We start from the raw sequence: 23,026 nt of genomic DNA, 5'->3' as shown, positions 1-23,026 counted from the left end.
CGGGGGAACGGTTCTTGGTGTGGAGAGCGGCGCTGCGTCCGCTCCAAGTCCCGTCAAATCGGATCACAAACAGCGGTCCCCGCCCCGTCCCGTCGGGCTCGTTCGGGCATCCCCGGTTCCGCATCCTCGCGGTCGTTGGCGTGTGCGGAACGGTGGGTCCCGGCGTCCGCCGGGATGACGGGAGGGGGAGACCGCCCCGCATCTTGCGAGATTGAGTCGAGCCGGCTTGCCCAGATCATGCCCCCCACCCCGGCGAAGGCCGGGGCCCAATTGGGGGACGGTCGTGACGATGCTCCCCGCTCCATTACCTCGACCTTTCCAATTGGGCCCCGGCCTTCGCCGGGGTGGTCGCTTACCGGGGGCAGCGGCCTAATGAGGGCTAGCCCTCCGCGCCCGAATACGCGATGCCGCGCAGACGGAAGGCACGGGAGAGCGCACGCATGACTTTACGCGAGAAGATCGGTTGGGGCGCACTGGCCCTGCTCGGAGCCTGCGCGCTTGCGGTCGTCGCCTTCCAGCGTGGCGAACATGTCAACGCGTTGTGGATCGTCACCGCCGCCGTCTCGGTCCAGCTGATCGCGTACCGCTTCTACGCACGCTACATCGCGCGCCACGTCATGCAGCTCGACCCGTCGCGCAAGACCCCGGCGCTCCGCCGCGCCGACGGGCTCGACTACGTGGCGACCGACCGCAACGTGCTGTTCGGCCACCATTTCGCCGCCATCGCGGGCGCCGGGCCGCTCGTCGGGCCGGTGCTCGCCGCGCAGATGGGCTATCTCCCCGGGACGCTCTGGATCCTCGCCGGCGTCGTGCTGGCGGGGGCGGTGCAGGATTTCATGATCCTGTTCATCTCGATGCGCCGCGACGGCCGATCGCTCGGCGAGCTGATCCGCATGGAGATGGGCGCGATCCCCGGCGTGATCGCGCTGGTGGGCGCGTTCGCGATCATGGTCATCATCCTCGCCGTGCTCGCGCTGATCGTGGTCCGCGCGCTCGCGGGCAGCCCGTGGGGGCTGTTCACCGTCGCCGCGACGATCCCGCTGGCGTTCCTGATGGGCATCTACACGCGCTGGATCCGGCCGGGTAAGGTCGGCGAAGTCTCCGTGCTCGGCGTCATCGGGCTGCTCGCTGCGATCGTTTATGGCGGCACCGTCGCCGCCTCGCCGACGCTCGCGCCTCTATTCACGCTGACGCCGGTGCAGCTGTGCGTGCTGATGGTCGGCTATGGCGCGGTTGCGTCCGTGCTGCCGGTGTGGCTGCTGCTGGCCCCGCGCGACTATCTGTCGACCTTCCTCAAGATCGGCGCGATCGTCGCGCTCGCGATCGGCATCGCGGTCGTCGCCCCACCGCTGCGGATGCCGGCGCTCACCCCGTTCATCGACGGCAGCGGCCCGGTCTGGTCGGGCGGGCTGTTCCCGTTCCTGTTCATCACGATCGCGTGCGGCGCCGTCTCGGGCTTCCACGCGCTGATCGCGAGCGGCACCACGCCGAAACTGATCGCCAGCGAAGGCGACGCGCAGTTCATCGGCTATGGCGCGATGCTGATGGAGAGCTTCGTCGCGATCATGGCGCTGGTCGGCGCGTCGATCCTCGATCCCGGCGTCTATTTCGCGATGAACAGCCCGGCGGCCGTGGTCGGCACCGACTTCGTCTCGGCGGCGAGCGCGGTCACCGCGATGGGCTTCCCGATTACCCCCGAGCTGCTCGCGCAAACCGCCGGGGACGTCGGTGAAACGACGATCGTCAGCCGCACCGGCGGCGCGCCGACGCTGGCGGTGGCGATGTCGGAAATCTTCAGCCACCTGGTCGGCGGGCCGGCGATGAAGGCGTTCTGGTATCACTTCGCGATCCTGTTCGAGGCGCTGTTCATCCTGACCGCGGTCGATGCCGGCACGCGCGCGGGGCGGTTCATGCTGCAGGACCTGATCGGCCTTGCGGTGCCGTCGTTCCGCAATGCGTCGGCGATCGTGCCGGGGCTGATCGCGACCGCTTTGTGCGTCACCGCGTGGGGCTTCTTCCTGTACCAGGGCGTCACTGATCCGCTCGGCGGCGTGAACACGCTGTGGCCGCTGTTCGGCATCTCGAACCAGATGCTCGCCGCAGTCGCGCTGGTGCTCGCCACCGTCGTGCTGTTCCGGATGAAGCGCCAGCGTTACGCGTGGGTGACAATCCTTCCCGCGGCGTGGCTGTGCCTGTGCACGATCACCGCCGGGCTGATGAAGCTGTTCGCAAGCGATCCGAAGGTCGGCTTCCTCGCGCATGCGGCCAAGTTCTCCGACGCGGCGGCGCGCGGCGAGCTGCTCGCGCCCGCCAAGACGATGGCGGAGATGCAGCGGATCATCTTCAACGACCGGATCGACGGGGCGCTCTGCGCGCTGTTTCTGGCGGTGGTGCTGTCGATCGTGTTCTTCGGGGTCCGCACCTGCCTCGCGGCGCTGAAGATCGATCGGCCGACGGTGACCGAAGTCCCGCCGCAGCTGGTGGCCGCGAAATGATCCGCGCCTTTTATGCAAAGGCGCGCGAGACCGCGCTGCTGATGGTCGGCGTGCCGTCCTATGCCGCCTATTGCGAGCACATGGCCGAGCGGCACCCCGATCATCCGCCGATGGACGAACGCACGTTCTTCCGCGATCGACAGGAGGCGCGGTACGGCAGCAAGGGCGGAGGGCGGTGCTGTTGACCGAGACGCTGTCGACCGTCGCCCGCCTCCGCGCGGCGACGGCGAGCGATCACGACGCGGTCGACGCCGGGTTCGGCCGCTATGACCTGAGCGATGCGGGGGAGTACCGCGCGTTCCTGATCGCGCACGCCAAGGCACTACCCGCGGTGGAGGCGTGGCTGGAGGAAATTGCGGGGCTTGCCCCGGTCCGCTCGCGTCGCGACGCGCTGGCCGCCGATCTCGCCGCACTGGGCGAGGCGATGCCGACACCGATGACGTTCGACGTGGCGCCGAGTGCGGCGGCCGGCTGGGGCGCGATGTACGTGGTCGAGGGGTCGCGGCTCGGCGGGATCATGCTGTCGCGATCGGTGCCCGAGGGCCTGCCGTCCGCCTATCTCGGCGCGAAGCATCTGTCGGGCGAATGGCGCGGATTGCTTGCGGCGATCGACTCGCAGCCCGCGGACGAGGCCTGGATCGCCGAGGCCGTTGCCGGCGCAAAGGCTGCCTTCGAGCTCTACCGGCGCGCACCGGAGGCGTAACCCGCCCCCGGCGCCACGGCGTCAGCGCAGGAGCTTGGGCGCTTCCTTGCGGATCATGTCCTGGATCTTGCTGGCGAACAGCCCGAGGATGCCGGGCAGGTCGACGACCGCATGGACGTTGGTTTCGAACACGGTGACCGCGCTGGCGATCGTCTGGCCCATCGCCTGGATGGTGAAGTGCATTGTGTCGCCGTCCCAGCGGTGATCGGTCACCGAACCACCGGGAATGCTCGCGCTGATCTTGTCGATGCCGCCGTCGAGGCGGGCGCGGACCGCGGCCTTGCCGAGCTGGTGGGGAACGTCGACGGTGATGGGATTGGCCATGGATAGTCCTTAAGTCGCGAAAATCATGTCGTCATGGGCGAACGCCTTGAACTCGAGCGCGTTGCCGCTGGGATCGAGAAAGAACATCGTCGCCTGTTCGCCGGGCTGGCCCTTGAAGCGGATGTGCGGCGCGATCCCGAACGTGATGCCGGCGGCGGTGACGCGTTCGGACAGCGCGGTCCAGTCGTCCATCGTCAGCACGACGCCGAAATGCGGCACGGGGACGGCGTGGCCATCGACCGCATTCTCGACCGCGACGGGCTTGGCCGACGGATCGAGATGCGCGACGATCTGGTGGCCGAACAGGTCGAAGTCGATCCAGTGGTCGCTCGAACGGCCTTCCGGACAGCCGAGCGTGCTGCCGTAGAAGCTGCGGGCCGCGTCGAGATCGTGGACCGGGAAGGCGAGGTGGAAGGGGCGCAGGGTCATGGGGGCGAAGATAGGTCGTGCGATCGGGTTCGTCACCCTTTTGCGGGCGGCCCCCTGTTCTTCCGCGAAGGCGGGAGCCCAGTCTAGGTCCCCGCCTTCGCGGGGAAACAAGCTTGGGTCGATCTGCCCTTCCCAAACTCCACCACCCCGGCGGAGGCCGGGGCCCAGTTGGAAAGGTCGCAGTAACGAAGCATTGCCCGTCGTTACGAACGTCTCCCAACTGGGCCCCGGCCTTCGCCGGGGTGGCGCAAGGTGGCGTACGATCGTCCAATCAAGGCTTAAATATTGCCCGCTCCCCCCCGCCACGCCATAGCGCCTTCGTGACCCGTTTTCCCGCCCTCACCTGCCTCATCCTTGGCGCGCTCGCCGCGACGGGGTTCGCTCCGCTCGACCTCTGGCCGCTGACGCTGGTCGCGTTCGCGGTGTGGATGACGCTCGTCCACCGCGCGCCGACCTTGCGGGGCGCGCTCTGGCGTGGCTGGCTGTTCGGGCTTGGCCATTTCACCGTGAACAACAACTGGTTCCAGCACGCGTTCGACTTTCAGGACGCGATGCCGCCGGTGTTCGGCTATTTCGCAGCGGTCGGGCTCGCGCTGTATCTCGCGGTGTTCCCGATGCTCGCGGGCGGGCTGGCGTGGCGGATCGCGCGGCGCCCCGGCACGCCGGACGCGACCTATGTGCTGGTCTTCGCCGCCGCGTGGATCGCCACCGAATGGCTGCGCGCGACTTTGTTCACGGGCTATGCCTGGGATCCGCTCGGCGTCGTCTGGCTGCCCGCGATCGGCGTCGCGCGGCTATCGGCGTGGATCGGCACCTATGCGCTGTCCGGCGTGACCGTGCTGGCGGCGGGCGCGCTGGCGTTGCTCGCGCTGCGCCGCTGGATGCTGCCCGCAATCGTCCTGCCCGCGCTAGGCCTGGCGGCGCTGTCCGCGCTGTGGACCAACGCGCCGCCGCCTGCCCCCGGCACCCCGCTGGTGCGCGTGGTCCAGCCCGACATCGGCCAGGAAGACCGCAGCGAAACCGACGGCGAACGCGTCCTCGCCGCGCTGGAAAAGCTCTCCGGCGCGGATGATCGCGGCGTCGGCGCGCCGCCGCGCCTCGTCGTCTGGCCCGAGGGGGTCGTCCGCGACTATGTCGAGGACGGCTATCCCTTCTACGCCTATGGCTGGTCGAGCCCGCTCTACCTGCGCCGCCGCATGGCGCGGCTGCTGGGGCCGCAGGACATATTGCTGATCGGCGGCACCGCGCTCGAGTTCAACGCCAGGGATCAGATTTCCGGTGCCGCCAATTCGGTGTTCGCGCTCGACGCACAGGCGCGGCTGCGTGGGCGCTACGACAAGGCGCATCTGGTGCCATACGGCGAATACCTCCCGATGCCGTGGCTGTTGAAGCCGCTCGGCCTCGCGCGTCTCGTACCCGGCGACATCGACTTCACCTCGGGCAAGGGCCCGGCGAACCTGACGCTGCCCGGCTTCGGCGCGATCGGGATGCAGATCTGCTACGAGATCATCTTCTCGGGCGAGGTCGTCGACCGCGCGCACCGGCCGCGCATCCTGTTCAATCCGTCCAACGACGCGTGGTTCGGCAAATGGGGCCCGCCCCAGCACCTCGCCCAGGCGCGGATGCGCGCGATCGAGGAAGGACTGCCAATCCTGCGCGCCACCCCGACGGGCATTTCGGCGATCATCGCCGCCGATGGCCACCTCGTCGCGACCATCCCGCACGAGACCGCGGGCGCGATCGAGCAGCCGATGCCGTCCGCCCTCCCCCCGACGCTGTTCTCGCGGGTCGGGAATGCGATGGCGGCGATCGTTGCCGCGATCATGCTCGCAACCGCAGTTGCCCTGCGCCGCCGCCAGCGCTAGAAGGACATATAAAGCTTTCCTTATATGTCGCTCCCCGGCCCTCTACCGGCGAGCCTTTGCGAAGAGGTTTCATGCGCAAGTCCTTTCTCTTCACCTCCGAGTCGGTCTCCGAAGGCCATCCCGACAAGGTCGCCGACCAGATCAGCGACACGATTGTCGACCTGTTCCTCGCCAAGGATCCGCAGGCGCGCATCGCCTGCGAGACGCTGACGACCACGCAGCTCGTCGTCCTCGCCGGTGAGATCCGCGGCAAGGGCATCTACGAGAACGACCAGTGGGCCGACGGCGTGCTGGAAGAGATCGAGGCGGCCGTCCGCAACACCGTCAAGGAAATCGGCTACGAACAGTCGGGCTTCCACTGGAACGAATTCCGCTTCGAGAACAACCTCCACGGCCAGTCCGCGGAGATCGCGATGGGTGTCGACGAGAGCGGCAACAAGGACGAAGGCGCTGGCGACCAGGGCATCATGTTCGGTTACGCGACCGACGAGACCCCCGGCTTGATGCCCGCCACGCTGTATTACAGCCACAAGATCCTCGAGCGGATGGCCGCCGATCGTCATTCGGGCGCTGCCCCGTTCCTTGAGCCTGACGCCAAGAGCCAGGTGACGCTCGCATACGAGAATGAAAAGCCGGTCCGCGCGACCGCGCTCGTCGTCTCGACGCAGCATGCGCCCGGTTATTCGGAAAAGGGCAAGAACCCTGATCCGGCCAAATATGCCGAGCTGCGTGACTATGTCATGGGCGTGTTCACCGACGTGCTGCCAGCAGGCTTCATCTCGGACGAGACCGCGATCTACATCAACCCGACCGGCGCGTTCGAGATCGGTGGCCCTGACGGCGACGCAGGCGTTACCGGGCGGAAAATCATCGTCGACACGTACGGCGGCGCGGCACCGCACGGCGGCGGCGCGTTCTCGGGCAAGGATCCGACGAAGGTCGATCGTTCGGCTGCCTATGTCGCACGCTATCTGGCGAAGAACGTCGTCGCTGCCGGCCTCGCCCGTCGCTGCACGATCCAGCTGAGCTACGCGATCGGGATCGCCGAGCCGCTGTCGGTTTATGTCGACACGCACGGCACCGGCACCGTGGAAGAGGCCAAGCTCGAGGCGGTCCTGCCGAAGCTCGTTCGCCTGACGCCGAAGGGCATCCGCGAGCACCTCAAGCTCAACGCGCCGATCTACAAGAAGACCGCGGCCTATGGCCATTTCGGTCGCGATCCCGAGGGTGACACGTTCACCTGGGAGAGGACCGATCTGGTCGACGCGCTGAAGGCTGCTATCGCGTGACGATGCCCCTCCCGCCGGCGGGAGGACAGCGATAAAGAGAAAGCCTCTCCCGAGCGATCGGGGGAGGCTTTGTTGCATCGGGACGATCGACGGTCGCGGGGGTCAGTCCGGGGAAGCGCGAATTTACGCTACGATATCAGCCGCTTCTTTCAGAAATATCCGTTTCGTGACTATCGGCGATTAACCATTTTCGGCTACCGAATCCCCGTCGCTACTTCGGATACTGCCCATGCCCCGCCGCATACGTTCTTTAGTTGCCTCACTGGGCGAGGAGGTCACCGCGCATGCGCGCCAGTCCGAGGCGATCGCCGGGCGAACCAACCTGCTGGCCCTCAACGCGACGATCGAGGCGGCGCGGTCGGGCGAGGCCGGGCGTGGCTTTGCGGTGGTAGCTCAGGAGGTGAAGGCGCTGGCCGACCAGGCGCGCAGTTCGTCCGCGTCGTTCCGCGAACAGATTCTCGGACGGCTCCAACAGGGCGCGGCGATCGCCGACGATCTGGTGCGCGATGTCGAGGGCGGGCGGCTGGTCGAGCTGGCGCAGTCGATCGCCGACACATTGTGCCGCACGCTGTACGACCGCTCGATCGACATTCGCATGCTCGCCTCCGACCACTCGGTCGGCGAGGCGATCCTGTTCCGATCCGATTCGCCCAAGGCCGAGGCCAAGGCGCTCGAACGCCTGCGCGCGCTGCTGCGCTGTTCGCCCTATTTCCTCAACGCCTTCGTCGTCGATGCAAGCGGAGAGGTGGCGGTGTGTGCGCACGACAATGCCTCTGTCCGCACCGTAAATTTCAAGGGCTATCCGCAGTTCGAACGCGCGCTGGTCGCCGATCTGTCGCAGGAATGGTCGACCGACGACGTCTGGGAAAACCCCTGGTCGGATCGTCGCAAGGTGCTGGTCTATGTCGCGCCCGTCCGCTTCGACGGCGCGACGATCGGCGTCTGCTATCTCGAATATGATTTCGAGGGACAGGCGGCGACGATCATGGACGTCATCCGCAAATCGACCTCGGGCGCGGTCGTCAGCATTGTCAATCGACAGGGCCGCGTCGTCGCCAGCACCGGGGCCTATGCCTATCACGCGGTGCATCCCTATGTGAAACCCGGCGACGCGCCCCGGATCGACGCGCGCGACGGGCTGGTGGTCGCGCAGGCGTCGGTGCCGTCCAACCATGGGTTCGCCGGGCTCGACCTGCGCTGCGTGATCGAGGACCATGTCGCGACCGACGACGAGATTGCGGACGCGATGCGCGCGCGGATGCGCGTCGGCTGACCCGGCGCTACGCGTTCGCGTCCGCGGCCGGGCCGGTCGCGACCTGTGCTTCGATGACCGGTGCGACGCGGTCGAACACCGCGCTGACGAGCGCCTCGGCGATCCAGCCGACCGCGGCGCCGACGACGAGGTCGGAGAGGTAATGCTTGCCGGTGAGCGGTTGCGCGACCGCGACCATGCCGCTGATCACCGCGGCCGGCGCGCCTGCCCCGCCAATGTCGCGCGACGCCGCGCGTGCGACTGCGACCGCGCCCGCGGTATGCCCCGAGGGGAACGAGGTCTGTTCATGGTCGTCGCTGTCGCCCGGCTCGAACTTCGCCTTGCCGTCTTCGATCGCCTGTTCGGGACGCGTACGGTCGATCGAGCTCTTGATCGCCGATTTGACGAAGGTCGCCGCGGCATGCGCCGCGAGCATCCGCAGGCCGCCGCGGATCATGTCGGGACGCCGCGCGATCAGCCCGATCACCGCGGTCCCGATCGAGGTCGCGACGAGCTGGGGCTGGTCGCCGATCTCGGCGAGTAACCCGGTGGCCTTGACGACCGGCCGCTCGCGCTGTTCGGCGGCCTTCAGCGTCACGTCGCGATCCGCGGTCGCGACCGCCTTGGCGGCCCGTTCGATCTTGCCCATCAGTTTTCGTCCCGCCCGTTCATCTCGCCGCGCACCTGCGCATGCGCCAGCAGGGCGAACAACCCCGCACCGCCCAACAGGTTGCCGAGGATCGCCGGCAGCATCAGCCCGCCGAGCGTCTGCACGACGCCGGTCTCGCCGACGAACAGCAGCAGCCACGCCTCGACCGCGCCGACGACCGAGTGGCTGAACCCGCCGATCGCGACGACATAGGTGATCGCGGCGATGACCTGGAACGCCTGCCCGCGCGCATTGGGCAACGACCAGGCAAGGATCGCGATCATGAACCCCGCGGGGATCGCGTTGACGAACGTCGCGCCGGCCGACAGCTCGGTGATCGCTGACGACACCTCGATCATCGCGGTGCGCAACTCACTGCTGCCGAGCAGCCCCGCCGCGATCATCCCCGCGGCCAGCGCGGTCCCCAGCAGATTGGCCCCGAGCACGACAGTCCAGAGCCGCAGAGTCCTCCGTAGAGCCCAGCCCGAGGGCTTGGTCACCAGCGGCAGCGTCGCGCTGATCGTGCTCTCGGTAAACAACTGCATCCGCCCGAGAATGACGACGAGAAACCCGATCGGATAGCCGAGCGACACGATGAGCGTGCGCCACGGCGTATCGGGCAGCGCCGCGTGCAACGCGCCCTCCGCAATCAGCGAGCTCGCGATCGCCATCCCCGCCGCGAGGCCGGAAAAGAACAACGACGAAACAGGCCGGTCGAGTTCCTCCTGCCCCGCCTCGCGCACCGCGCGGTGCAGGTCCTTCGCGTCGGCGGCCTTGAGGTCGTCGACATCGTCCTGCGGTGCGGTGCGATCGGGAGTGGCCATTACGCCTGTGTAACGGCCCGCCCCCCGTTTCGCTCCCGCCGCCTCGCGGTTTTGCTAAGGCCGCAGCTTCGTCACGCGCCACGGATCGGGCGCCGCCGACCGGTCGATGAACGCGAGAATCTCGCTCATGCCCGGCTCGCGCAGGCCATCGAACGCCGCGCCGCCCAGCGCCCATTGCGGATTGATGCTTGGGTCGATCGTGAGTGCGTCACCCCAGGTCGCATGGATGTCCGCGAGCTCGGCATCGTCCCACGCCGCCTCGTCCACGGTCCGCGTGCGACCGCGAGTCTTCGATTCATGGTGGAGCAGCTCGATCTGCGGGCAATAGCGCACCCGGTATCCCGCCGCGCGCGCGCGAAGGCAGACGTCGATGTCGTTATACGCGATCGGCAGGCGGGCGCAGTCGAACCCGCCAATCTCAGCGAGCACCTCGCGTCGCATCGCCAGGAACGCGCCGGTCACCGCCGCCGCATCATGCTGCGTCACGTATCGCGCGCCCGGCCCCGGGTCGTCGAACGCCGCATGCCGCCCGGCGTGCAGCGGCAGCCCCTCGCCCGTCCCGAGCACGATGCCCGCATGCTGCACCGTCATGTCGGGGTAGAGCAGTCGTGCACCGACGATCCCGCACGGCGGATCGGCCAGCAATCGGTCGAGTTCGACGTCCCAGCCCTGCGTCAGCATCACGACGTCGTTGTTCGCGAACACCAGCAGGTCGCAGTCCGCCACACGCGGGTCGGCGATGCCGAGCATGTTCGCGCGCGACCAGTTGAACGGTTCGTCCATCGTGACGACGGCATGATCGGACCGCAAGGCGCGCGCGGCAAGCAACGCCTGCGTCGCCGCCTCCCGGCTCCGATTGTCGACGATTACGAAAAGGATCCGGTCGGGTATCGCCGCGGTCGCGATCAGGCTGTCGATCGCCTCGGCCAGCATCGCCGCGTGATCGCGCGTCGGCACGATGATGGCGATTCGCGATCGCCGCGCGTCGGACGTGCCTGATGCGATTACCGCCGCATCGGGCGCGGCCAGGCGCTCCCCCCCCTCATCGAGCATCGAGGCGAGGATACGCGGAACATGCGCAACCCGCGCCTGCGCCGCCCGCGCGGCGTGGAGCATCGCGGCGCGCCCATCGGCGCCCGAGCGCGTGCCGCCGCTGGACGGCATCCCCGCGAGATCACCGCGTACCGCCACCAGCCGGGGCGGGACCGCCGCGCGCAACGACGGATCATCGACTCCGTACAGGACGGGATCGGCATGACGCTGCCCGCGCGCCCAGTGGCGCCGCACATGGTCGTGATCGCACGTCACCGCCCCCGCGCCCGACCGCAGCGCGACATAGCGCACCCACGCCAGCGCATGCGGATGCAGGATCGTGCCCGCATCGATAGCGATCGTCAGCCCGGCGCTTAGCGGGTGATCGCCGGGACCATCGAACCCGATCCGCGGATCGGTGAGCGTCATGCTCGCCACGGGATGATCGGCGATCCCGGCCGCGTCCACCAGTCGCGCCGCCCAAGACAGATCCGACTGATCGAGCAAGCCGGTCAAGGTGGCGCGGACCGCGGTTGCCGTCGCCCCGCCGCAGTCGATCGCCAGCGTGATCGGCGGCAAGGGATCGTCGCCCCCAGGCACGGGCGGTGGTGGCCGGATCGCGACATCCGCGCGGAACCGGTCATACGCCGCCATCGGATAGGCCGAGGTCCCGATCCAGGCGCGCAGCGCATCGTTCGCGTCGGCCAGCGCCTCCGCCACGGCATCGAGCCGCCGCCACATCGCCTCGCGATCGATCGCTGCCGCCGGGATCCGGTTGCGCGCACCGAGATGGACGAGTTCGCCGAGCGCGGACTCCAGCTGCGGATCGAGCCGCAGCGCCTGCGCATAGGCTGCGATCGCGCCCGCACGATCGTCCTGCATCTTGAGCAGATGCCCGAGCTGCAAATGCGTATCGGCGCTGAACCGGTCGATCGACAGCGCGCGCCGATACGCATCGCCCGCCGCCTGAAGGCCGCCCGATTCCTTCAGCGCATGGCCCAGCTGCACCCAAAGCCCGGCGTTGCGCGGCTGGACGCGCAGCACCCCGCGATAGGCCTCCGCCGCCTCCAGCCAGTCGCGACGATCGCGCGCCTGATCGGCGCGCGCCGCCAGCGCGGCGGCGCCATCCTCCGCTGCGATCACGCCGCTCCGACGGGCGCAGCGGCGATCCGCTCCGACAGCCGCGCGGTGAACGCCTCCATCGTGAACATCGCCTCGTACACCGCCCGCGCCGGCGCACGCACCGATTCGCGCAGGGCGCGATCCTCGATCAACCGGGTCAGCAGCGCGGCAAGATCGGCGATCCGCGCGGTCGGATAGACGAAGCCCGACACCTCATGCTCGATATAATCCGACGTCCCCGTGCAGTCACTGCACACGATCGTCTTGCCCAGCGCCAGCGCGTCGGACGCGACCAGCGGGAGCGGATCGTCGCGCGACGGGACCAGCACGATGTCCATGTCGGCGAGGCAATGCCAATAGTCCGGATGCCCCTTCTCGCCGTGGAAGTGGATACCCTCCTGGTGCTGCCACGTATGGCGGACCTTGTCCTGGAAATCGGGATCGTGATCGCGACCGTAGAAATTGAGCGCGGCGCCCGCGCGTATGCGGGGCGGGATCATCGCAAAGGCCTGCGCGGCGATATCCTGCCCCTTGCGCGGCTCGAACGACCCGAACACGCCGATCCGGACGCGGTCGGTCTGCGCCGGGATCGGATATAAGGGCTTCGGATCGGCGATCCCGGTTTCCAGCAGGCGCGACGCGACGCCGTGCCGGCGCAGCACTGCCGCGGTTCGCGTGCTGACCGCGAGGATGTTGCGCGCCGATGCCAGCGTCGCGCCAAATCCGTGCGTATCGCGCACCATATCGTCGATCAGCCCGGATTCATGGATGTACCAGCGCACCTCGGTTTCGGCATCGAGCTGCTGGACGACTCGCCAGCCGATCACCGTGTTGACGATGACGGTATCGAAGTTGCGCGCAAAATCATGGACGCTCGAATGGCCGGTGAGCGCGAGCGAATCGATGATGACGGGGATATCCGCCTCGGTCAGGCGTGCGCGCATCGGCCCGTCGGTCGGGCACGTCACCACGACGAACGCGCCCGACTGTTTGAGCGCGATCGCCATGTCCGCCGCAACGCGCGGCGCGCCGCTGTTGGTCAGGTCGTGCGAGACGATCAGGATGTCCGGCCCGGTGCCCGTATAGCGCGCCCTGGCGGGGTGGATCCGATAGGGTTCCTGCGAATCGACATAGCTGATCCCGCTCATCATCGGCGGGAAATACGGATCGTCCGCGATCAGCGTCGGAAAGCGCTTGAGCAGGAAGATATCCGCCTTGCTCTTCTTCCAGCGCGATCCCGCCGGCAGGTCGGCATCGCCGCCGATCGAGGCATGGCCGATATGGATCAGCTCGGCATGCGGCGTATAGACCAACCGGTAACCGGCCTCGCGGATCCGCAGGCTGAGATCGACGTCCGAATGCGCGATGCCGACGTTCGGCGCATCCCACCCGCCAAGCTCGCGGAACAGCCCGGTGGGCATCGCGCAACACGCGCCGCACATCAGCCCGACGTCGCGGGTCGACTGGGCCAGGTTGAAATGCGTCGAACTGTGCCGTGGGAAGGCGTGGAACGTCGTCCCCGTCAGTCGCCGCAGGCCGACCGCCATGCCCGCATATTGGATGCGCCCATTCTCGTAGAGCAGCTTGGGGCTGACTCCGCCGACGCCGGGCCGGACGAGCTGCTCGAGCAGCGCCTCGATCCAGTCGTGCGACACGACCAGCACGTCGTCATTGTGGAAGACGACATATTCGCCCTGCGCGACCGCGGCACCGGCATTGCATTTCGCCGAGAAATTATACGGCGCATCGAACAGCGCGAAGCGGATACGCGGACCGTCGATCCAGTCGCGACACTGCGCGGCGGTCCGCGAATTGGTGACGATCACGATCTCGTACCGGTCATAGCCGGTCCATGCGACGATCGACATCACCGCGCGGACGATATGCCCGGCATCGTCGGACGGAATGATGATCGAGACGAGCTGGTCGAACGCCGCATAGTCTGCCTGCGCGCGATTCGATGCGGGCAGCGCGACCGCGCGACCATGCCAGCCGCGACGATCCATTGCCGCCTGGACCGCACCGATATTGGTCCGTCGCGCCTCGGGCTTGCCGCCGCTTGCCGCAGACCCTTCGATCATGCGCCAGCCATACAGGACATCGCGGATGTGGTGGACGACCGGCGCGGTCTCCGAGATCCGCAGCGCGAGGTCGTAATCCTGCGAGAAATCATAGGCGCTGCGAAAGCCGCCGACCGATCGGACCAGGCTCGATCGATAGACGGAGAGATGCCCGGTATACATCACCGACATCAGCAGCGACGGACTCCAGTCGGGCTTGGTCAGCAGTTCGTCGGGCTGGTCGTCGACCCCGATCTTGCACTCGTCGCTGTAGAGCCAGTCGGTGTCGGGCGCCGCCGCGATCCGCCGGGCGACGATCTCGAGCGCATCGACGGTCAGCATGTCGTCATGATCGAACAGCGCGATATAGTCGCCGGTGGCGAGGTCGAGCGCGCGGTTGGTGGCCGCCGCGATCCCGCCATTGCGGCGCGCACCGGCGAAGGTGATTCGCGGATCGGCCGCGCAGAACCGCATCACGACGTCGGTCAACGCGGTCTCGCGCGAACAGTCGTCGACGATGCACAATTCCCAATTGGCATAGGTCTGGGCGAGGACGGACAGGATCGCCCGCTCCAGATACACCACCGGCGAGCGATAGATTGGCAGCAGGATCGAGATTTTCGGCCCGTCCGTCACCGCACCGACACGGTCGTGATCGAGGCGGAAGCGGTGCGCCAGGTCGCGCTGGCCGGCGCGGTAGCGCTCGAGCAGCCCCGCGGGCGGAAAACCGTCTTGGTCGTCGCCGGGCGCGACCGCGTGAAGCGGCAGAACGCCGAACATCGCCACCACCTCGCTCGCGGCGGCCACGGTCGCGTGCTGCAAGTCGCGGACCGCGGCATCGAGCAGCACCGGATCGCGGCGCAGCAGTTCGAGCTTGGCCATCGCATACCGGTCAGCGGACGGGCCGTCGGCGCCGGGCGCGATACGCCCGACCAGCCGCTGCAGCAGCCGATCGGCCGCGGCGATCCGCTCGTCGGCGGGCGCCGTCGGCTCGAGGCGAAGCGGCGGCGGCCGGACGCCGAACTCGGACGGATCGAGCGAGTCGAAGGTGGCGCAGGCGAGCGCCTGGTCGCGACCCATGAAGTGCACGTACAGTTCCAGCGCGCTCTCGCCGCCGACCGGCGATCCCCCGAAGGTGTCGAGGATGCGGGCGGCCTGGAACCCCTCGATCGGCGTGACGTCCGCGGCATCGCCATGGTCGAGATAATGGCCGAACGCCGTCTCGGTCTCGCCGATGTCGGGCATCGCCTCGCGGTAGCGGGCCGCGTCGAACAGCGGCGTCGGCGCGATCGCCTCGTCTGCCGCGCGCGTCAGGTAATGAAGGACGGGGATGGCACCGTCGCGAGCCGATTCGGGATGGCGTTCGCGGTACCAGCGCCCGGCAAACAGCGGGTGCGGATCGAGCCCGTTCGGACCGCCGACCTTGAGGAAATGGTCGAGCAGGTTCGCGCCCGGCGGCAGGTCGCCCATCACCTGCGATCGATAGAAGCGACTGTCGAACAGACGGTGCGGCTCATGCCCCTCGGCAGCGCCGATCGTCGCATAATGCTGCGCCGCGTCCATGCCCGGGGCGACCCCGTAGCGCTGCCGGTACCAGCGTTCGTCGAATAGCGGCGATTGCGCGATGGCGTCGCCGCGATCCGCAGCCGGTTCCGCGGCTCGATCCGCCATCGGGTCCGCGGGGATATCCGGCGTCGGCGCCGGTGCCAGGAGATCGGCGGTCAGAACGACCGGGTCGCGCGTCGGATCGGCGAAGAAGGCGCCGCGCGCGACCGCGATGTCCGCCGCCAGCAGCGGATCCTCGAGCTCGGTCGCCGCATCGGCATTGGCGTCCAGCGCATAGCTCGCGACATAGGCGAAGCACGCCGCCGCCTGCTGGCCCCGCATCTTGTGCAGATGGCCGATGTTGACGAGCAGATCCGAATCGCGCGCATCGATCCTGTAGGCGGCATGATACGCCTCCATCGACGCGGTGAAATCGCGCGCCTCCTTCAGCGCGTGTCCCATCTGCACATGGATCGCGAAATCGCCGGGATTGAGCGCGACATGCCGGCGATAGGCCTCGATCGCGCCTGCCCAATCGCGTGCGTCGCGCGCGGCGTCGCCTGCGACCCGGTGGACCGTTCGGTCCCCCGATCCCGACCCGGCCCTCGATGCGGCGCCCATCAACCGACCGAAGCCCGTCCGGAATACGTTGTTCATCGATCTCTCTAATTTGGGGCCTGAATCGCCCTACTATAAGATCAAGACCGGCGAAGGATACAACCCATCCAAGTATAGTCGTACAATTTTGGGGCACCGTTCCTTCAGCGCGTGACGCGTTCCTCCTTCGCCGCTACGACCTGCTGATGCAAACTACGCCATCCTTGTCATCCAGCGCCGAAGCACTTGAGATAGACGCGGGTCCGTTCGACTTCTGGCCCCCTCGAACGAGCCGAATTCAAGGACTTGGCGGCACCGAACCCTCGGAAGATCCGGCCTATGTCTTTCATACGCGCTACATTGCGCTGGACAGCGCGACGGTCCGCTGCTCGCTCGTCTTCACCGGCCTGACCGCAACGCTCGGCTCGATGGTCGTGCGCGTGAACGCGTTGCCGCTCGACGGATCGCGACCCGCCGAGACGATCAAGACCTGGCCGATCGCGGTGCGCGAGATCGTCGCGGCCGGCGGCACGATGCGCCTCACGTTCGATGCGGTCGACGGCATGCAATATGCGGTGCTCGGGCATCTCTATTCCGACACCGATGCCGCCGCCCAGTCGTTCAGGGTCGTGCTCGAAACGGCCGCGCACCAGCCGCATTTCGAGAAGCAGGTCGAGGCGGCGCGCAAGTCGATCTTCGGCCAGCGCGTGTTCCGCCGCGCCTCGCGGCTGCTCGCGCCCGGCAAGGCGACGCTCGCCGATCCGGTCTCGCAGACCTGCACCGCATCGCAGTTCAACGAGCCCGCCTACGACCTGTGGCTCGACCGGCTGAAACTCGCCAAGCACCGCCATCGCAAGCAATGGGAATTCGTCTACATCCTGCAGACGCTCGAGCGCTACGGCATGCTCAAGCCCGGCGCGCGCGGTCTCGGCTTCGGCGTCGGCATCGAGCCGCTGCCCGCGGCGATGGCGGCGATGGGATGCTCGGTCGTCGCGACCGATCTCGCCTCGGACGACGCGCGCAGCCGCGACTGGACGCTGACCAACCAGCATAGCGACGGGCTCGACCAGCTTCGCTATCCCCAAATCTGCGCGGACGACGTCTTCGACCGGAACGTCGCGTTCCGCGTGGCCGACATGAACGCGATTCCCGCCGACCTGCGCGGGTTCGATTTCACCTGGTCCTCCTGCGCGTACGAGCATCTGGGGTCGATCGAGGCGGGCCTCGATTTCGTCCGCAACGCGGTCCAGTGCCTCAATCCGGGCGGGCTTGCGGTGCACACCACCGAACTCAACCTCACCTCGAACGATGCGACGATCGACAGCGGCGGCACCGTCCTGTTCCGGCGGCGCGACTTCGAGCGGCTCGCGGTCGATCTCGTCTCGCGCGGGCATTTCGTCGCGCAGATCAAATATGATCTCGGCGACACGCAGCAGGATGCCTATGTCGACGTGCCGCCCTATTCGGCGGACAATCACCTGAAGCTCGCGCTCGGGCAATATGTCACGACCTCGTTTGGGATCATCGTCCGCCGCGGCGATCGCTGAGCGACGCGCCGCCCGCAGGTCAGCCCCGCGCCATCGCCCCGACCGAATCGATCGTCGCCTCGACCACGTCGATATGCTCTGCCCAGCTGACCGGCCGCCACCGCGCCATCCGGTCGAGCTGGGCGGCGCGGCGCGGCGATCCGGGGCGTGAATAGGCGATCACCGCCTCCAGCCACCCCAGCCCGTCGAGCGGATCGAGATAGTCGGGCGTCTCGCCGCCGACCTCGCGCAAGGCAGCGATATCGCTGCAGATCACCGGCACCCCGGCGGCAAGCGCCTCGCTGACCGGCATCCCGAACCCTTCGGCGAACGACGGCAACAGCAATGCCTGCGCACCGCCGAGCATCGCCTGCATCACGCGATCGGACATGTCCGACGCCTCGATCACATGCCCCGACAAAGCGGTGCAGCGTTCGATCATGTCGATCGCATTCTCATTCTCCCACCCGCGCCGGCCGATCAGCACGAGCTTCGGCGCCGCGCTGCCCAGCGTCTCGACCAGCCGGCGCCAGACGTTGAGCAGCAGCAGGTGGTTCTTGCGCGGCTCGATCGTCGCGACGCACACAAAATAAGGAACCTCGGGACTGGCCGGGAGGATCGTCGACCGACTGGTCGAAGGCAGCTCTGCCGGGTCGGTGCCAAGATGCGCGACGCGGATCACGCGGTCGCCGCGTGCGTCGGTCAGATGCGCGCCGACCGCCGCGATCGTCGCCGCCGAATTGCCGATGATCCCGCTGGCGTGGCGGTCGATCGTCCGCATGACCTTGGCGTGCCGCGCCTGACCGTCGCTCCGCGCGAATTCGGGATGCGTGAGCGGGATCACGTCGTGGATTAGCGCGATCAGCCGGGCACGTTCGCGTTTCAGGATCGCCGCGACCAGGTCGATATCGTCGAGATGATGATGCGACGCCTGGAGATAGATGCGCCGCCGATCCGCCGTCGGCACCGGTCGCGGCCGCAGCGCCAGCAGATGCCGGTTGGCGGCGGCGCGCACCGCCTGCGGATCGAACGCGTCGGGATTCTGCCACCGCGCATCGGTGAAGCTGAGAAACTGCCGCACCGCCCCCACCGGCAACCGCCCGTAATAGCCCCCCGCCGGATGCACCGCGGCAAAGGCCAGCCTGTCCGGAATGCGGTCGAGCAGTTCGCGCGCATAGACGAACTCGACCCGGTCGATCCCGGTCGGCGTCACATGATAGGAACGACTGAGCAGGCGCGACAGGTCGAGCACGACTTCCGCATCCTCGCTGGGCCGTCCGCCGAGCCATTGCGGCACCCAGGTCCGGGTCAGCAGCATCGGCGCAAACGCGCGGAACGGCTTCAAACGCCGGCCTCGGGGTGATCGACAGGGTCGGCGCCTGTCAGGCGGCGCACGGCATGCCGGACGAGCATCGCGATCCCCTCGTCGCTCAGATACCCGCCGGGGATCAGGCATCGATCGATCAGGACTCGCTTGAACGCCTCGTACAGCTCGGTGTCGACCGGCGGCGGATCGGCCCAGAACGTATCGAGCGGCTCGCGCCGGACGATGCCCTCGATGTCGTAGATCGCGTCGCCGAGCACCGCCACCGGCACCCCCGAATTCAGCGCGAGCGTGCCGACCGTGCTGTTGACGGTCACGACCGCGCGGGCCCTCGCCACCAGCTCGGATATGTCGCCGTCGCCGATATAGAACACCCGGTCGGCGATCCCGTAGCGCTGCGCCTCGCGGCGAACGAACCGCCGCCAGCTCGTCAGCCCGCCATCGAGCGGATGCCGCTTGACGATCAGGTTGACTCCGGGCGGCGCCGACCGCGCAAAGCTCTTGATGATGAACCGCAGCGCGGCGCACATATCGCGGAACGGCGAATGGACGCGGATCTGGTAATCCGAATTCAGCTGGAGCGGCAGCGCGAAATACGGCAAATGGCCGATCGCCGCCATCGTCGCCGCAGACCGCCTCCGCTCGCGCTGCCTGGTAAGGAAATGCACCGCCCAGCCGAGCGCCTCGCTGAGCATCCCGGCCGAGCGGTGCGACCGATAAAAGGGGTAGAGCGGCCGCGTGAGGCCGCTGGCGATGGTGTAGCGGCTGGTCTCGCGCAGTCGCCGGGCAAAGCTCGACGGGACGGGTCGCGCCGGGGGGATGGCGCCCAGCCGGTTCGCCTGTTCGCGATACCAGTCGCCATCGCGCGGCAACGTCGAATTGCCGTTCACGCCGTCTTCCTGCAACGTCATGAAATCGGGGCGGATATAGCCTTCCTCGACCACATGCACGCGGATGCCGCGCAGCTTGGCCATACCATGCGCGGAGGCGTGGTACGGCCTGCAATCGCCGAAGAGGATGACGTCGGTGACCTGATGATCAACGACAAAATCGTCGAAGAACAGCGGCCAGCCCTTCAGCGAGCTGCGGTAATCGGTCGACACGCCGCTCCAATCGGCGCGGTCGCCGCCGTTCAGGTTGATCCGGCGTATCGCATGCCCCTCCATCGCGAGCGCGGCGGCGAGCTGGTCGAAGAAGACGCCGTGCGGCCCCTGCAGGAACAGGAACGTCTGTCGGCCGGTGGTCGCCGGCATCAACGGAGCCCCGCCGACAGCAGGACGCCGCGATGCCGAAGGCGGCCGAGTGCCCGGCGCAGCAGCGTGAAGGCGGTGTCCGATCGCCCCTGCCCCGCCGCGATCCGGCCGATCAGCGTTTCGACGTCGCAGAACACGCCGGTCACCGGATCGATGTAGCGCGGGTACAGGATCAGCGCGCCCGCGACGAGCTGATCGAGCGTCAGCCTGCGCGCGCGCCGGTCGGGCTGGTCGACGAGATCCTCGGTAAGACCCCAACCGGCATAGAAGGGGCGTCCATGGACGGTCACCGGGCGACCGCGCATCAGCGCCTCGAACCCGGTCAGCGATGTCAGGACATGAACGGCATCGACGCGTTCGACGAGCGAGAGCAGGCCGCTGTCCTGGTCGATCCGATCGACCGATGCAGCGGCGGTCGCAGACGATATATGCCCCTTGCGGTGGCCGGCGAGGACATCGGGATGCGGGCGATAGACGATAAACGCATCCGGCTCGCACGCCCGAACGCGCGCCAGGAACGCGATGTTCGACGTCACGCCCGCGCCGCCGCACAGCACCGAGCGATCATCCTCGACCTGCCCGATCGCCAGGACGCAGCGTCGATCGGGCAGCGGCGCAACCGTCCCGGCATCGACGCCGTATTTGCCGATCCTCATATCACAGATCATGCCACGCAGACGGCGCGCGCGCGCGATCAGCGCGTCCGGAAACGCGTGCGTCTGCAACAGGATTTCGAGATCGCTCGGCTGGCCGGGATCGTAATAGACGCCGCGCGTGTCGACCGTCACCGAACTCGGCACGCGGCCATCGGCGCCAAGCCCGCTCGACCGGACGAAGCCATCCTCGACGATGTGCAGGTCGAGCCCGGCGGCCGCCACGTCGCGCGCATAATCGGGCGGTATCCGCGACGCCCAGCCGGCGATCGCGCGGCCCGATCGGCGCGCGGCGGCCAGCGCCTTTTTCGGGGAGAGGTCGGCCGGGTGCGCGCGTCCGTCCCACAGGAACCGGCCGATCGCGGTGCGTTTCCACATCGCCATGCCGGTCATCACGCCGATCCTGCGGTTGGCGTCGAGCGTCCGGCGCCACCCCGCCAGCCGCGCGATCGTCTCGGCCAGCGTCGCGGGCCGATCCTCGAACGGATCGTGGCAGGCAAACGCGGTCAGTCGCTCGAGGCAGGCGTGTTCGATCCGCACCGGATCGACGATCCCGCCCATGCCGTCGCGAACCTCGACGTGCGACAGCCAGGCGACGATCGCGAGGTCGTCGGCGGGCTCCGCCTGCACCGACGCGGCGGTCTCGACCCGCGTCCAGGGATCGCCGTCGCCGTCCCAGAACGCGCCGCCGACTCGCGCCGCGCGCAACGCATCCAGCGCAAGACGCGCCTCCGCAAGGCTGGGTGGCGTGCCGCCCGCCACGGTGATCGTCACCGGCGCCGCCCAGGGAAAGGGCGGCGCGCGCAGCAACGGTACGATGCTGGCCCCGCGCTCCGCCACGGTGGAGCGAGACGGTGCGTGGTGGATCTTAGCTCGCATGTTCCCGCACACCCGCGGCGACCAGCCAGCCAAGGCCGTACAGCACCATCAACGCGATGAAGAGCGTCAGCAACGACAGCGCGCGCTTGGGATATTCGGAGCGGACGGGCATGTTCGCATCGACGATCCGGACGACATAGAGCTGCTGGCGGACCGCCTGCTGCCGCGCCGCCTCGAATGCCGCCGAGGCCGCGTCGTAGCGCTTCGACAGGAACTCCTGCTGCATCCGCAGCCGCTCGTAATCGCCGAGCCCCGCGGCGATCGCGTTGCCGCCGCCGGCGAGCTTCGCGGATTGCGCCGCGACCTGGCTCTGCAACGATCGGACCTGCTGCGACAGCGCGGCATATTGCGGATTGCGCGTGCCGATCAGGCTGACCGTCGTCGCGAGTTGCGAGCGCGCGGCGGACAGTTCGGATTCGAGCTTCGACACAAGACCGATCTGCGCTTCGGCGGTGCCTTGCGGATTCACGTCGCGGCTGTCCTGCCGGAAATTGGTCATCCGCGACTGGACCTGCGTCAGGGCCTGCTCGGCTTCGGCGAGTTGCTGGCGCGACAGCTTGACCGCATCGGCATAGGACCGGACGTTCATCGTGTTGACCTGGCCCTCGCCCAGTCCGAGCAGCTTGCGGGCGATGACATAGGCATCGGTCGGCCGGAACGCGCGGACCTTGAGCGTCGTGATGCCGGTGTCGGTGTCATAATGGACGTCGACCTGCTTGCGGTAATATTTGAGCAGCGCTTCGGGCGTCGGATCGGCGGAGGGCAAACGGCTCAGTCCATCCGCCTCGGGACGGCGGAACCGTGCGATCAGCGCACTCTGCCGGCGCAGCGCATCGACCGCGTCGTGCGACAGCAGGAAGTCCGCGACGCTGTTGGCCTCGCCCTGCCCGCCACCACCGCTGCCGCCGCTCGCGCCGAGCAGCTTTTCGATGCTCGACCCGCTCGATGCGGGCGCGCCCTGCGCACGGACCAGGTAATGCGCCTCGGACTCATACTGATCCGCGGCGAAGCCATAGAGGTAGAGCGCGGCGGCAAGGCAGGGGAACACGACCACGACGAAGAACCAGCCATAGCGCGTGCGGGCGTCGCGCCATCGCTCCCCAAGGCTCGGCATCGCCTCCGGTTCGGCGGTCGCCGGGGACATGAAACCGTGCGTCATGATGTTCTCCGAAGGTCGACCCGCTGACGGCGGAATAATGTGTGAA

Annotated in this window: 16 protein-coding genes and 1 pseudogene; 7 read left to right on the top strand and 10 right to left on the bottom strand. The window is 68.0% G+C overall.

Features of this window, described 5'->3' with window-relative positions:
• Positions 1-440: 440 nt before the first annotated feature.
• Genes C8J26_RS04110 through C8J26_RS04100 form a run of 3 tightly spaced genes read left to right on the top strand, consistent with a single transcriptional unit; the run spans position 441 to position 3,198 of the window.
• Positions 441-2,495: a carbon starvation CstA family protein gene (locus C8J26_RS04110; RefSeq protein ID WP_107956793.1), complete on the top strand. Its 2,055-nt coding sequence runs from the start codon at positions 441-443 to the stop codon at positions 2,493-2,495.
• On the top strand, positions 2,492-2,680 hold the full coding sequence (locus C8J26_RS04105) for a YbdD/YjiX family protein (protein WP_107956792.1): 189 nt from the start codon (positions 2,492-2,494) through the stop codon (positions 2,678-2,680). Before C8J26_RS04110 ends, C8J26_RS04105 begins: the two co-directional genes overlap by 4 nt.
• The gene (locus C8J26_RS04100) at positions 2,677-3,198 is read left to right on the top strand and encodes a biliverdin-producing heme oxygenase (protein WP_244185146.1); all 522 of its coding nucleotides are present in this window, start codon (positions 2,677-2,679) and stop codon (positions 3,196-3,198) included. Before C8J26_RS04105 ends, C8J26_RS04100 begins: the two co-directional genes overlap by 4 nt.
• 21 nt (positions 3,199-3,219) lie before the next feature.
• Here the strand turns inward: C8J26_RS04100 and C8J26_RS04095 are convergent, their stop codons facing one another.
• Both C8J26_RS04095 and C8J26_RS04090 read right to left on the bottom strand, forming a co-directional pair.
• The gene (locus tag C8J26_RS04095) at positions 3,220-3,522 is read right to left on the bottom strand and encodes a polyhydroxyalkanoic acid system family protein (protein ID WP_107956791.1); all 303 of its coding nucleotides are present in this window, start codon (positions 3,520-3,522) and stop codon (positions 3,220-3,222) included.
• A gap of 9 nt (positions 3,523-3,531) precedes the next feature.
• Positions 3,532-3,951 carry a VOC family protein gene (locus tag C8J26_RS04090; RefSeq protein WP_107956790.1) on the bottom strand — a complete coding sequence of 140 codons (420 nt, stop codon included), beginning with the start codon at positions 3,949-3,951 and terminating at the stop codon, positions 3,532-3,534.
• Between the two features lie 320 nt (positions 3,952-4,271).
• Between C8J26_RS04090 and lnt the strand changes: the two genes are divergently transcribed.
• The 3 genes and pseudogenes from lnt to C8J26_RS21160 all read left to right on the top strand — a co-directional run.
• Positions 4,272-5,816, top strand: coding sequence for an apolipoprotein N-acyltransferase (gene lnt / locus C8J26_RS04085; RefSeq protein ID WP_107956789.1), 1,545 nt, complete (start codon positions 4,272-4,274; stop codon positions 5,814-5,816).
• A gap of 71 nt (positions 5,817-5,887) precedes the next feature.
• Positions 5,888-7,105, top strand: a complete 1,218-nt coding sequence (gene metK, locus C8J26_RS04080; RefSeq protein WP_107956788.1) for a methionine adenosyltransferase — start codon at positions 5,888-5,890, stop codon at positions 7,103-7,105.
• Between the two features lie 304 nt (positions 7,106-7,409).
• Positions 7,410-7,526, top strand: a pseudogene (locus tag C8J26_RS21160) (methyl-accepting chemotaxis protein); the annotation flags it as partial.
• Positions 7,527-8,385: 859 nt separating this feature from the next.
• Here the strand turns inward: C8J26_RS21160 and C8J26_RS04070 are convergent.
• From C8J26_RS04070 to C8J26_RS04055, 4 genes are read right to left on the bottom strand one after another with little or no spacing between them, the layout of a single operon-like run.
• A complete protein-coding gene (locus C8J26_RS04070) occupies positions 8,386-9,006 on the bottom strand; it encodes a phosphatase PAP2 family protein (RefSeq protein ID WP_107956786.1) in 621 nt (206 codons plus the stop codon).
• Positions 9,006-9,830, bottom strand: coding sequence for a formate/nitrite transporter family protein (locus C8J26_RS04065; protein ID WP_107956785.1), 825 nt, complete (start codon positions 9,828-9,830; stop codon positions 9,006-9,008). The genes C8J26_RS04070 and C8J26_RS04065 overlap by 1 nt, the downstream gene beginning before the upstream one ends.
• A 54-nt stretch (positions 9,831-9,884) precedes the next feature.
• Positions 9,885-12,005, bottom strand: a complete 2,121-nt coding sequence (locus C8J26_RS04060; RefSeq protein ID WP_107956784.1) for a glycosyltransferase — start codon at positions 12,003-12,005, stop codon at positions 9,885-9,887.
• Positions 12,002-16,246, bottom strand: coding sequence for a glycosyltransferase (locus C8J26_RS04055; protein WP_107956783.1), 4,245 nt, complete (start codon positions 16,244-16,246; stop codon positions 12,002-12,004). Before C8J26_RS04055 ends, C8J26_RS04060 begins: the two co-directional genes overlap by 4 nt.
• Before the next feature lie 146 nt (positions 16,247-16,392).
• On the opposite strand from C8J26_RS04055, the gene C8J26_RS04050 reads away from it, so the two are divergent.
• Complete coding sequence (locus tag C8J26_RS04050) at positions 16,393-17,733, top strand: class I SAM-dependent methyltransferase (RefSeq protein ID WP_165391686.1); 1,341 nt, start codon at positions 16,393-16,395, stop codon at positions 17,731-17,733.
• A 19-nt stretch (positions 17,734-17,752) separates the two neighbouring features.
• Here the strand turns inward: C8J26_RS04050 and C8J26_RS04045 are convergent, their stop codons facing one another.
• From C8J26_RS04045 to C8J26_RS04030, 4 genes are read right to left on the bottom strand one after another with little or no spacing between them, the layout of a single operon-like run.
• Complete coding sequence (locus C8J26_RS04045; RefSeq protein ID WP_107957066.1) at positions 17,753-19,030, bottom strand: glycosyltransferase family 4 protein; 1,278 nt, start codon at positions 19,028-19,030, stop codon at positions 17,753-17,755.
• 23 nt (positions 19,031-19,053) lie between these two features.
• Entirely contained in the window at positions 19,054-20,289 is a 1,236-nt protein-coding gene (locus C8J26_RS04040; RefSeq protein WP_107956782.1) for a capsule biosynthesis protein, read from the bottom strand.
• Positions 20,289-21,821, bottom strand: coding sequence for a capsular polysaccharide export protein, LipB/KpsS family (locus C8J26_RS04035; protein ID WP_107956781.1), 1,533 nt, complete (start codon positions 21,819-21,821; stop codon positions 20,289-20,291). The genes C8J26_RS04040 and C8J26_RS04035 overlap by 1 nt, the downstream gene beginning before the upstream one ends.
• Positions 21,811-22,980 (bottom strand): KpsE/RkpR family capsule polysaccharide export protein, encoded by a 1,170-nt coding sequence (locus C8J26_RS04030; RefSeq protein WP_208631316.1) that lies wholly within the window; start codon positions 22,978-22,980, stop codon positions 21,811-21,813. Before C8J26_RS04030 ends, C8J26_RS04035 begins: the two co-directional genes overlap by 11 nt.
• Positions 22,981-23,026 lie beyond the last annotated feature (46 nt).

Source organism: Sphingomonas aurantiaca, assembly GCF_003050705.1.
GTDB lineage: Bacteria > Pseudomonadota > Alphaproteobacteria > Sphingomonadales > Sphingomonadaceae > Sphingomonas > Sphingomonas aurantiaca.
The sequence above is the reverse complement of the archived record's forward strand: the minus strand, read 5'-3'. Positions and strand labels throughout refer to the sequence as shown.

Coding starts and splice junctions, on each gene's coding strand:
- C8J26_RS04110 (WP_107956793.1), top strand. CDS start 441: ATGACTTTACGCGAGAAGATCGGTTGGGGCGCACTGGCCCTGCTCGGA.
- C8J26_RS04105 (WP_107956792.1), top strand. CDS start 2,492: ATGATCCGCGCCTTTTATGCAAAGGCGCGCGAGACCGCGCTGCTGATG.
- C8J26_RS04095 (WP_107956791.1), bottom strand. CDS start 3,522: ATGGCCAATCCCATCACCGTCGACGTTCCCCACCAGCTCGGCAAGGCC.
- C8J26_RS04090 (WP_107956790.1), bottom strand. CDS start 3,951: ATGACCCTGCGCCCCTTCCACCTCGCCTTCCCGGTCCACGATCTCGAC.
- metK (WP_107956788.1), top strand. CDS start 5,888: ATGCGCAAGTCCTTTCTCTTCACCTCCGAGTCGGTCTCCGAAGGCCAT.
- C8J26_RS04070 (WP_107956786.1), bottom strand. CDS start 9,006: ATGGGCAAGATCGAACGGGCCGCCAAGGCGGTCGCGACCGCGGATCGC.
- C8J26_RS04065 (WP_107956785.1), bottom strand. CDS start 9,830: ATGGCCACTCCCGATCGCACCGCACCGCAGGACGATGTCGACGACCTC.
- C8J26_RS04055 (WP_107956783.1), bottom strand. CDS start 16,246: ATGAACAACGTATTCCGGACGGGCTTCGGTCGGTTGATGGGCGCCGCA.
- C8J26_RS04050 (WP_165391686.1), top strand. CDS start 16,393: ATGCAAACTACGCCATCCTTGTCATCCAGCGCCGAAGCACTTGAGATA.
- C8J26_RS04045 (WP_107957066.1), bottom strand. CDS start 19,030: ATGCTGCTGACCCGGACCTGGGTGCCGCAATGGCTCGGCGGACGGCCC.
- C8J26_RS04040 (WP_107956782.1), bottom strand. CDS start 20,289: ATGCCGGCGACCACCGGCCGACAGACGTTCCTGTTCCTGCAGGGGCCG.
- C8J26_RS04035 (WP_107956781.1), bottom strand. CDS start 21,821: ATGCGAGCTAAGATCCACCACGCACCGTCTCGCTCCACCGTGGCGGAG.
- C8J26_RS04030 (WP_208631316.1), bottom strand. CDS start 22,980: ATGACGCACGGTTTCATGTCCCCGGCGACCGCCGAACCGGAGGCGATG.